This window comes from Hominiventricola aquisgranensis, from assembly GCF_040096225.1.
GTDB lineage: Bacteria > Bacillota > Clostridia > Lachnospirales > Lachnospiraceae > Hominiventricola > Hominiventricola aquisgranensis.
The window spans coordinates 42,869-53,364 of the sequence record NZ_JBBMFC010000023.1; the positions used below are offsets into that span (position 1 = coordinate 42,869).

Annotated in this window: 9 protein-coding genes and 2 pseudogenes; all 11 read right to left on the reverse strand. The window is 45.1% G+C overall.

What is annotated here, in order from left to right; genetic code table 11:
• Window positions 1-45: 45 nt before the first annotated feature.
• Window positions 46-1,410, reverse strand: a complete 1,365-nt coding sequence (ffh, locus tag WMO62_RS12260) for a signal recognition particle protein (RefSeq protein WP_349144833.1) — start codon at window positions 1,408-1,410, stop codon at window positions 46-48.
• Window positions 1,411-1,746, reverse strand: a complete 336-nt coding sequence (gene ylxM / locus WMO62_RS12265; protein WP_117496415.1) for a YlxM family DNA-binding protein — start codon at window positions 1,744-1,746, stop codon at window positions 1,411-1,413.
• An 82-nt stretch (window positions 1,747-1,828) separates the two neighbouring features.
• Window positions 1,829-2,851, reverse strand: coding sequence for a DnaJ C-terminal domain-containing protein (locus WMO62_RS12270; RefSeq protein ID WP_349144834.1), 1,023 nt, complete (start codon window positions 2,849-2,851; stop codon window positions 1,829-1,831).
• A gap of 256 nt (window positions 2,852-3,107) precedes the next feature.
• Window positions 3,108-3,623 carry a transcription repressor NadR gene (locus tag WMO62_RS12275; protein ID WP_118509829.1) on the reverse strand — a complete coding sequence of 172 codons (516 nt, stop codon included), beginning with the start codon at window positions 3,621-3,623 and terminating at the stop codon, window positions 3,108-3,110.
• 30 nt (window positions 3,624-3,653) lie between these two features.
• On the reverse strand, window positions 3,654-4,514 hold the full coding sequence (locus WMO62_RS12280; protein ID WP_349144835.1) for a YitT family protein: 861 nt from the start codon (window positions 4,512-4,514) through the stop codon (window positions 3,654-3,656).
• A gap of 118 nt (window positions 4,515-4,632) precedes the next feature.
• The gene (gene fucO / locus WMO62_RS12285; RefSeq protein WP_117496369.1) at window positions 4,633-5,781 is read right to left on the reverse strand and encodes a lactaldehyde reductase; all 1,149 of its coding nucleotides are present in this window, start codon (window positions 5,779-5,781) and stop codon (window positions 4,633-4,635) included.
• A 204-nt stretch (window positions 5,782-5,985) separates the two neighbouring features.
• Window positions 5,986-7,062: a 30S ribosomal protein S1 gene (rpsA, locus tag WMO62_RS12290; RefSeq protein WP_118439380.1), complete on the reverse strand. Its 1,077-nt coding sequence runs from the start codon at window positions 7,060-7,062 to the stop codon at window positions 5,986-5,988.
• Window positions 7,043-7,895, reverse strand: a pseudogene (gene ispH, locus WMO62_RS12295) (4-hydroxy-3-methylbut-2-enyl diphosphate reductase). The gene rpsA and the pseudogene ispH overlap by 20 nt, the downstream one beginning before the upstream one ends.
• Window positions 7,886-8,542, reverse strand: a complete 657-nt coding sequence (gene cmk / locus WMO62_RS12300) for a (d)CMP kinase (protein ID WP_349144836.1) — start codon at window positions 8,540-8,542, stop codon at window positions 7,886-7,888. The pseudogene ispH and the gene cmk overlap by 10 nt, the downstream one beginning before the upstream one ends.
• A gap of 32 nt (window positions 8,543-8,574) precedes the next feature.
• Window positions 8,575-9,798, reverse strand: a complete 1,224-nt coding sequence (locus WMO62_RS12305; protein WP_349144838.1) for a BaiN/RdsA family NAD(P)/FAD-dependent oxidoreductase — start codon at window positions 9,796-9,798, stop codon at window positions 8,575-8,577.
• Window position 9,799: 1 nt separating this feature from the next.
• A pseudogene (locus WMO62_RS12310) lies at window positions 9,800-10,312 on the reverse strand (shikimate kinase); the annotation flags it as partial.
• Window positions 10,313-10,496 lie beyond the last annotated feature (184 nt).

A 10,496-nucleotide genomic window follows, 5' to 3' on the forward strand; every position in this document is an offset into this window, starting at 1 on the left:
ATGTTGTAAACGGAATACCGTCGGTGATGGCTTTACACCCCTGCCTTAAAATGGCAGCTTCCCGAACATTCCTTTTTTACCAAATCTTCCTTTGCCTTTGCCGCCCATCATACCTGACATCTGCTTCATCATCTTACGGCTCTGTTCAAACTGCTTAACCAGACGATTCACCTCGCTGATGTCCACACCTGCGCCATTGGCAATTCTTCTCTTTCTGGATGGATTGAGCACATCCGGATTCTGACGCTCCTTCACTGTCATGGACAGGATGATTGCTTCGATCCGTGCCATCTTCTTCTCATCCACAGCATCTTCCAGCTGCTTCATCTGATTGCCGCCCATACCCGGCATCATACTTAAAAGAGCACCGATACCACCCATCTTCTTCATCTGATGCATGCTCTCCAGATAATCCTCGAAGTCGAACTGATTCTTCTTCATCTTCTGGACCATCTTCATAGATGCTTCTTCGTCAATGGACTCCTGTGCCTTCTCGATCATGGTCAGAATATCACCCATGCCAAGGATTCTGGAGGCCATACGATCCGGATAAAACTGCTCCAGATCTGACAGCTTCTCACCCATACCTACATAGAGGATCGGCTTTCCGGTCACTGCACGGATAGAAAGTGCCGCACCGCCTCGGGTGTCACCATCCAGCTTCGTCAGGATCACGCCGTCGATGCCTACTTTCTCTGAGAAGGTTGTTGCCACATTGACTGCATCCTGTCCGGTCATGGAGTCTACTACCAGAATGCTGTAATCCACATGTACATTCGCCTTGATCTCCTGAAGCTCTTCCATCATAGCCTCATCAATATGAAGCCGTCCGGCCGTATCCAGGATCACCACGCTCATGCCCTGCTTCTTCGCATGCTCCATTGCCGCTTTCGCAATGTCCACCGGCTTATGCTGGTCTCCCATGGAAAATACTTCCACACCCTGCTTCTCACCATTTACCTGTAACTGCTTGATCGCAGCAGGACGATATACATCGCAGGCGGTCAGAAGAACCTTCCGGCCTTTGATCTTGAACTTTCCGGCAAGCTTTGCAGCTGTTGTCGTCTTACCAGCTCCCTGAAGACCTGTCATCATGATCACTGTGATCTCATTGGAAGGACGAAGTTTGATCTCCGTGGTCTCGCTGCCCATCAGATTGACCATCTCTTCGTTCACGATCTTGATCACCATCTGTCCCGGAGTCAGGCTCTCCATCACATCTGTACCCACAGCTCTCGCTTCTACAGCCTTGATAAACTGTTTTACGACTTTGAAGCTGACGTCTGCTTCCAGAAGTGCAAGCTTCACTTCCTTTAAAGCTGCCTTTACATCTGCCTCTGTCAGTCTTCCTTTGCCGCGCAGATTCTTAAATACATTCTGCAATTTTTCCGATAAGCTGTCAAATGCCATCTAAAGCTCCTCCAGAATTTCCGATGCGATCTCGTCGATCTTCGCCATCTTTGGATCTTGTGCCTGTTCCTTCGCAAGTTTATGGATCTCTCCAACCTTTTCACGCAGACTCACAAAGCGTTCCATCAGATGCAGTTTTGCTTCATATTCCTCCAGCAGCCTGCTGCTGCGGCGGACCATATCATGTACGCCCTGTCGGCTGATGCCAAGACTGGCTGCCACTTCACTGAGCGAATAGTCGTTGAGGATCACATCCTCATATACCTGCTTCTGATGTTCTGTCAGCAGTTCGCCATAAAAATCATACAGAAGCGTCTGCTTCAGAATCTCTTCCATTACAATCACCTTGCCTATCTTACATGAAAAAAAAGAGGCTGTCAAGTATTTTTTCTTGACAACCTGCTTTTTATTCTTTGCTTCAACCAGCCTTACGTTCATATGCACCATGGTTTACAGAAGCCTCATATTCTTTCAGCTTCTGTGATGCTTCCGGATTCAGATATTTCGGTACCTGGATCTTCACCTCCACATAGAGATCACCGTGTACCGACGGATTCTTCATGGATATGATGCCCTTGCCTTTCAGACGGATCTTGCTTCCGCACTGACAGCCTGCCGGGATCTTGCAGATCACGCTGCCATTCAGGGTCTGCACTCTTGTCTCACCGCCGAAGACTGCTGTAGTAAACGGAATCTCCGCGCTGGTGTACACATCCATTCCTTTCCGTTCAAATCCAGGTCTTGCGCCTACATGAACTTTCAGGAACAGATCTCCTGCTTCTCCGCCGCCAACGCCCGGCATACCCTTGCCTTTCAGACGGATGCTCTGACCATCATCAATACCTGCCGGAACATGAACCTGTAAAGATATCCTCTTACCGGTTCCATCCTGGCTGGTCAGATGAATCAGCTTCTCACAGCCAAATGCTGCATCATCAAAGCTCACATTCACATCTGCATGAAGGTCTTCTCCTTTCATCCGATAGCTTTGCTGATGGAAACCGCCGGTACTGCCGCCAAAGCCACCCTGCCCATGAAACATATTTTTGAACATATCTCCAAAAATATCTCCCATATCGTCTCCACCTTCAAAATGGTATTCCTGATAGCCTCCATTGCCAAAGCCGCTGCTACGGAATCCGCCGGAACCAAATCCAGATCCGGCTCCGCCCTGTTTGAATCCGCCCTGGTCAAATCCACCCTGACCGAATCCTTCCTCAAATGCTGCAAATCCATACTGGTCATACAACTTCTTCTTTTCCTGATCGCTCAATACATTATATGCTTCTGTAATTTCCTTAAATTTCTGCTCTGCCTGCTTATCACCAGGATTCATATCCGGATGATATTTCTTTGCAAGTTTTCGATAGGCACGTTTGATTTCTTTTTCATCAGCACTTCTGTTAATCCCAAGCACCTCATAATAATCTCTCTTACTCATCCTGCGTCACCTCCAGGTGTCTGTGTTATAAGTACAACTTATTCAGAGCTACATTCGCAAAATGACATGTGCATAACTCTGAATAGCTCAAAATCCCGACCTTTCGGCCGGGACTTACTATTTTCTTCGTTCTATTTGTAATATAACACATATGTTTTAAATTTTCAACAAACATTTGGGAATTCACAGTTTTTTCACATTTTTTTCGCAACTCACCTGCGCGATTTTGTGAATGGTGCGGGTGAACTGTACCTCATCATTCCTGCAGATACCCTCTCATCTTTAACTCCTGTTCGATCAGATCCAGTTGTTCCTCTGAACCGGCCACTACCGTATGATAATGGCAATCATCAGTCAGCAGTTTCAGCGGATGGGCTTCATGAGCCTCCATCTGCTCCACAAATTGCTTTGCTTCCATACGGTTGGCGATCATCAGGTCTGCCCGTATCTGTCCGTACAGGGGATGCTCTACAAACACATCCAGAACCTTTCCACCATAATCCACGATCAGCTGCAGTTCATCCAAAGTATGCTCCGTGTCATGATGTACCCGAAAGATCCGCACATACTGTTCTTTTACTGCCGCATCCAGAAAATATCCTTTATAAGTGGACAGAATCTGCATCCGCTGAGCACGAAGCAGCGCCATATCCTGTACGATCACCTGACGGCTCACCTTCAGAACTTTTGCAAGTTTTGTTCCTGACACCGGACTTTTACTGTCCTTTAATATTTTTATGATCTGGCTTCTTCTTTTCTCGCCTTCTGTCACATTCTTTTCCTCCCTCAGGACTTTGATTTCTTAGTCTTCCGGTTTCTGATAAAAGTGGCCGGATAGCTGTGAGGTCTTGATCACATTGATAAATGCATGCTTATCCACCTCCCGCACTGCTTTTAACACATGCTTACTCTCCGCACTTGATACGACAGAATAGACCATGTGGCGTTCACAGTGTTCATAGGATCCCTCTCCATTCAGGATTGTTGCCCCATGGTGGCACGTGTTTGAGATTGCATCACACACTTCCTGCGGATGATCGGTCACAACAAACAATGTCTGCTGCTGATACTTCTTATATAAAGTGTGCAATACCTGCGTGGATGCATACTGGAAAATAATTGAGTATAATGCCTTGTCCCATCCAAACAGAAGACCTGCAGCACCAAGGATCAGAACATTCAGACCCAGCACCAGATTCCAGGAATCCATGCCCTTTTTCTCCGACAGATAAATAGCAATAAAATCCGTCCCCCCAGATGTTGCATTGGCAAATAAGCAAAGACTGATCACCGCTCCGTTAATAAGACCTCCAAACACACTGATCAGCAAAGTATCGTAAGTAATAGGATATCCCGGGATCATATCTGTAAGGATACCTGTCAGCAGGATCATCAGACAGGAATACAAGGTAAATTTCTTTCCAATAAACCGGTATCCAATATAGACCGGTATCGCATTCAGGATCACATTGACCAGCGTATATGGAATCGTAATGCCAAAAAACAGATCAGCCACACGCTGGATCAGAATCGTCAGTCCCGTTGCTCCACCAGGATACAAGCCGCCTGTCCGTACAAAAGTCTTAATATTCAATGCCATAATCAGCGATGCCACGCAGACCATCAGAATTCTCTTTCCATCTTCTTTTATATCAAATCTCATTTTTCCCCTCCTTTTCCCTATTATATCTCACTGTATGCAAAAAGGGAATGCTTACGCATTCCCTTTTTGCAATAGGATATATATATGGGCATCTTATAATGGAATATGGCCTTTATTATTACAGCAGACTGCGATACAGTTTTTCAATATCATCCACCGTTGCTTCTTTTGGATTGCCTGGAGCACACGCATCAGCTGCTGCACTTTCACTCAAGAAGCGAATATCTTCTTCTTTTACAATTGCTTTCAAATCTTTTGGAATTCCCACATCAGCAGCCAGCTTACGAACCGCATCAACAGCTGCCTTTCTGTACTCTTCCTGACTCATGGTTTCGGTTCCTTCTACTCCCATAGCCTTTGCAATATCTCTATATTTCTCACCAGTTGCATCTGCATTATATTCCATAACCGTCGGAAGCAGGATCGCATTTGCCACCCCATGAGGTGTATCATAGACAGCTCCCAGTGCATGTGCCATGGAGTGTACAATCCCAAGTCCTACATTGGAAAATCCCATACCTGCAATATACTGTCCAAGCGCCATACCTTCTCTTCCTTCCGGTGTGTTCTCAACAGCTCCACGAAGAGAGGAAGAGATAATCTCGATTGCTTTCAGATGCAGCATATCTGTGATCTCCCAAGCTGCTTTTGTAATATAACCCTCAATGGCATGGGTCAGTGCATCCATGCCGGTTGCAGCTGTCAGTCCTTTCGGCATGGAAGACATCATATCCGGATCTACTACTGCTACTACCGGAATATCATGAGTATCTACACAGACAAATTTCCGTTTCTTCTCTACATCAGTGATGACATAGTTGATGGTAACCTCTGCTGCGGTACCTGCGGTCGTTGGAACGGCAATGATCGGTACACAAGGATTCTTGGTCGGAGCCACACCTTCCAGACTTCTCACATCTGCGAACTCCGGATTGTTAATGATAATACCAATGGCTTTTGCCGTATCCATCGGCGAACCACCGCCGATTGCAATGATAAAATCAGCACCGGATTTTTTATATTCTTCCACACCATTCTGTACGTTTTCAATGGTTGGATTTTCTTTAATATTGGTATATACTTCATAAGCACAGCCAGCCTGATCCAGTACATCTGTTACTTTCTTAGTCACACCATGCTTGAAGATCGTAGGTCCGGAACATACAAATGCTTTCTTAAAGCCTCTACGTTTCACCTCTCCTGCAATTTCCTGAATTGCACCTTTTCCATGATAAGATGTTTCATTCAATACTAATCTGTTTGACATTGTTTTTTCCTCCATCTTCTGTCTCATAGAATCAAGCGTTTCTTTGTTCCGTTTGTTCTGTTCCCACTATACTCCTTTTATTCTCGTAAAGTCAATTATTTTGTTAAATTTTTGACATTCTAATTTGGAATATGAAACTCTGCGTAAAAAAGAGGTATACGGAATCCGCATACCTCTTTACAATCACCTGTTATATAGAAAGAATTACTCTTCCTCTGCTTCCTCAACCGGTGCTTCCAGAGCTTTCATGCTCAGGCTGATCTTATGATCCTCACCGTTGAAATCAACAACTTTAGCTTTGATAACCTGACCAATCTTCAGAACATCAGCCGGTTTCTCAACATGATCTCTGGAAATCTGAGATACATGAAGCAGTGCGTCTACACCCGGCTCCAGCTCAACAAATGCGCCAAAGTCAGTCATACGTGCTACAGTTCCCTCTACTTCATTGCCTACTGCATATTTCTCAGCAGCATTGAGCCACGGGTTTGCATCATCAAACTTAAGGCTCAGAGCAATCTTGGTATCTTTGATCTCTTTGATCAGAACAGTCAGTTTCTGACCAACCTTGAACATCTTCTTCGGATGCTCAACACGACCCCAGGACATCTCAGAGATATGAAGCAGACCATCAGCTCCGCCCAGATCTACGAATGCGCCAAAGTCAGTAATATTTTTAACAACGCCTTCTACAATATCTCCTTCATGGATACGCTCGAAGAGTTCTTTCTGCATCTCTGCTTTCTTAGCAACCAGAAGCTGTTTTCTGTCACCGATGATTCTTCTTCTCTTCGGATTGAATTCAGTGATTACAAACTCAATCTCCTGATCAGCATATTTGCTGAGGTTTTTCTCATAAGTATCAGATACCAGGCTTGCAGGAATGAAGATTCTGGTCTCATCAACTACAACACTTAATCCACCATCCAGTACCTGAGATACTTTTGCGGTCAGAACTTCTTTGTTCTCAAAAGCCTCTTCCAGTCTCTTGCTTCCTTTTTCTGCAGCTACTCTTCTGTAAGAAAGCTGAACCTGTCCCTCACCATCATTTACTTTCAGGACTTTAACTTCCATAGTGTCACCTACAGATACCATAGTTCTCAGGTCTGCATTCGGCACGTTGGTATACTCGTTTCTGGAAACAATACCGTCTGATTTGTAGCCTATATTTAAGATGATCTCGTCTTCTTTGACATCGATCACTGTGCCTTCTACGATTTCTCCTGTTCTGATAGTTTTTAATGAACCTTCCAGCATCTGTTCAAAACTTAATTCTGACATCGTTTTTGAACCTCCTCAATAATTTTCTTTGGGGTGGAAGCCCCCGCTGTAATACCTACAAGCCCAGTAGATCGTAATACCCCTAAATTCAAGTCGTCAACCGTCTGTATATAGTAAGTATTTTCGCACTCTTTTCTGCATATTTCAAATAGCTTCTGCGTATTTGAACTATGGCTTCCGCCAATCACGATCATGGCATCTGCCTCGTCTGCAATCTGACGTGCTTCCGTCTGTCGCTCTTCCGTCGCATTGCAAATTGTATTTACAACAACTCTATCATACCTCTTTTTGTCAAGAATTTCAACTAAATCTTGAAATTTCTTGTAGTTAAATGTCGTCTGTGAGACAATGCATACAGAACTGTTCTCCGCAAGCTCCAGAGCCTCTGCCTGCTCTGAGGATTCCACTACAATTGCCGGGGTATGACACCAGCCTTTGATTCCCTCTACTTCCGGGTGCTTATCATTTCCTATGATAATGATCTGCCGGCCAGCTGCACTCTCTTTTTCCACAGTCCGGTGAATCTTCTTTACAAACGGGCAGGTAGCATCCACACAGATGAGTCCTTTTTCCTGGATCAGATCATAAATCTCTCTGCCCACTCCATGGGAACGGATAATAACTGTACCTTCAGTCAGAGCCTCCAGTTCTTCCTTTGAGTCCAGAACCCGAACCCCTTTCTCTTCCAGATCCTGCACCACTACTTCGTTATGAATAATAGGACCATACGTATAGATGGGGCGGATTCCTTTTTCCACCTGCTCATAGACTGTATCCACTGCCCGCTGTACACCAAAACAAAAGCCCGCACTCTTAGCCACTTTTACCTGCATAATTCAAGGATCCTTTCTACCACCTGATCAATGGTCATGTCGGAAGAATCTACCAATGTCGCATCCTCTGCCTGACGAAGGGGTGATATATCACGATGCATATCCCGATAATCGCGGTCTTCAATATCTGCTGCAATCTTTGCAAGATCTGCAGGTTCACCTTTTTCCTGAAGTTCCAGAAATCTTCTCTTTGCTCTGGTCTCCACACTGGCAGTCAGATACACTTTCACATCCGCATCCGGCAATACCACAGTTCCAATATCCCGGCCATCCATGACCACATCGGTCTCTCTGGCCAGCTTCTGCTGAAGTTCCACCAGCTTCTTACGTACTTCCGGTACTACAGATGAGACAGATGCCATATTTCCAACCGCTTCTGTTCTCAGATATGCATTTACATTTTCCCCATTTAACAGAACTACCTGTTCTCCGTCCTGATAACAGATGGAGATATCCGCATGCTGACAGGCTGCAGCGATTGCTTCTTGATCTGCGGCATCCACCTGATTCTGGATCAGATAATAGGCCATGGCACGGTACATGGCACCTGTATCTACATAAATATAACCAAGTCTTCTGGCGATTTGCTTTGCAATGGTACTTTTTCCGGCTCCTGCCGGTCCATCAATTGCTACATTATGACTCATAGTGTCCTCCCTTTTTCTTTTCAAAACATATCTTAGAGTGCATTTGCCGCAGCCACTGCCGTGGACCAGGCAATCTGCAGGTTGAATCCTCCGGTCACTGCATCCAGATCCAGCACTTCTCCGATAAAATAAAGTCCTGGAATATTTTTACACTCCATAGTACCTGGATCGATCTCCTTGACTGAGACACCTCCCTTTGTGATGATTGCCTCATTGTATCCACGAAGTCCTGTCACTGTCAGCTCCAGTTCTTTCATGCAGGACAAAAATCTCTCCCGCTCTTCTTTGGTAATATCGTGGATTCGTTTCTCCGGTTCGACACCACACAGCTCGTACATAACTCCCACCAGCTTGGACGGCAGGAAAGATGGCAGCACATTGCGGAACTGTTTGTTGGCATTGGCATCAAACTCTCTTAGAATCCTTGCATCCAGCTGCTCCTTTGACAGGGCTGGTTTCAGATCCAGGATCAGCTTCACCTGCTTTTCACGGATCTTTCTGGCACAGGCGCTGCTGGCTGTGAGGATCAGCGGACCCGTTACTCCGAAATGAGTAAACATCATCTCTCCAAAGTCTTCGTACAACCTCTTCTTCCCATCCAGGATCTTAATGGAAACATTTTTAAGTGAAAGTCCCTGCAACTCCTTCACCCAGTCTTCCTTCACATTAAAAGGAACCAGCGATGGCACACAGTCCGTCACCTTCAGGCCAAAGCTTTCTGCAAACCGGTAACCGTCTCCCGTGGATCCGGTACTTTCGTAAGAAATGCCGCCGGTGGCCACGATCACTTTATCCGCCTGCTCAATGGTTTTATCTGCCAGCTGAAGGGTGAATCCGTCTTCCTGCTTCCGTACACTTTTTACTTCTGTATTCAAATGTACCTGCACCCCTGCTGATCTCATGGCTCTGCGCAAAGTATCCAGAACATCCGCCGAACGGTCAGACATTGGAAAGACCCGGTTCCCCCGCTCCACCTTCAGCTTCAACCCTTCTGCTTCAAAAAAATCATATGCATCCTGATTGGTAAATCCATAAAATGCACTGTACAGGAATTTTTTGTTGCTCTTGACACTCTCCAGCAGTTCCTCCATATCACAGGCATTGGTCAGATTGCACCGGCCTTTTCCCGTAATATATAATTTCTTGCCTGTCTTTTCATTTTTCTCATATACATGGACTTCCATTCCCCGTCTTGCTGCAAAAATGGAGGCCATCATACCGGCAGCACCGCCGCCGATCACTGCTATTTTTTCCATTTTATTGTTCTCCCAGACGTTGAATCATTTCCTCACAAATCTTCTGTGCACTTTTTCCATCAGTCTCAATAATCATGTCTGCCGCTGCTTCATATTTTTCCCGTCGTTTTTCCATCAACTCTGCAATATATGCAACTGTCTTATTGTTTTCCAGTAACGGACGGTCATGGTTATTTTCCACTCTTTCCAGAATTGTCTCTGGCTTCGCAGTCAGAAGAACCACTTTTCCATTCTTCTTCATCTCTGTCACATTACATTCTCGCATGGCAACACCACCACCGCAGGAGACAACTGTGTTGGTCTTCTCTTGCAATTCCACTAAAAGTTTCGTTTCCAGATCTCTGAAATACAATTCTCCGTGTTTTTCAAAGATATCGGAGATGCTCATCCTCTCTCTTTCTGCGATCACATGATCCATCTCAACCACATACATACCAAACTTTTCACAGAGATAATCAGCCACAGTACTTTTTCCAGATCCCATAAATCCGATCAAAAAAATATTGTATGTAAATTGCATCTTCATTTCTGCTCCTCTATCACACTAAGTTATCGTAATATGATAACCCTTTTGTATTATACTTTGAACCATTACCTTATGGCAACGATATTTTTTATTTCAATCGAGTAGGAGGGAAAATTAAATAAATTTTCCCGACCTCTCACACCACCGTACGTACGGTTCCGTATACGGCGGT

Coding starts and splice junctions, on each gene's coding strand:
- ffh (WP_349144833.1), bottom strand. CDS start 1,410: ATGGCATTTGACAGCTTATCGGAAAAATTGCAGAATGTATTTAAGAAT.
- ylxM (WP_117496415.1), bottom strand. CDS start 1,746: ATGGAAGAGATTCTGAAGCAGACGCTTCTGTATGATTTTTATGGCGAA.
- WMO62_RS12270 (WP_349144834.1), bottom strand. CDS start 2,851: ATGAGTAAGAGAGATTATTATGAGGTGCTTGGGATTAACAGAAGTGCT.
- WMO62_RS12280 (WP_349144835.1), bottom strand. CDS start 4,514: ATGAGATTTGATATAAAAGAAGATGGAAAGAGAATTCTGATGGTCTGC.
- fucO (WP_117496369.1), bottom strand. CDS start 5,781: ATGTCAAACAGATTAGTATTGAATGAAACATCTTATCATGGAAAAGGT.
- rpsA (WP_118439380.1), bottom strand. CDS start 7,062: ATGTCAGAATTAAGTTTTGAACAGATGCTGGAAGGTTCATTAAAAACT.
- cmk (WP_349144836.1), bottom strand. CDS start 8,542: ATGAGTCATAATGTAGCAATTGATGGACCGGCAGGAGCCGGAAAAAGT.
- WMO62_RS12305 (WP_349144838.1), bottom strand. CDS start 9,798: ATGGAAAAAATAGCAGTGATCGGCGGCGGTGCTGCCGGTATGATGGCC.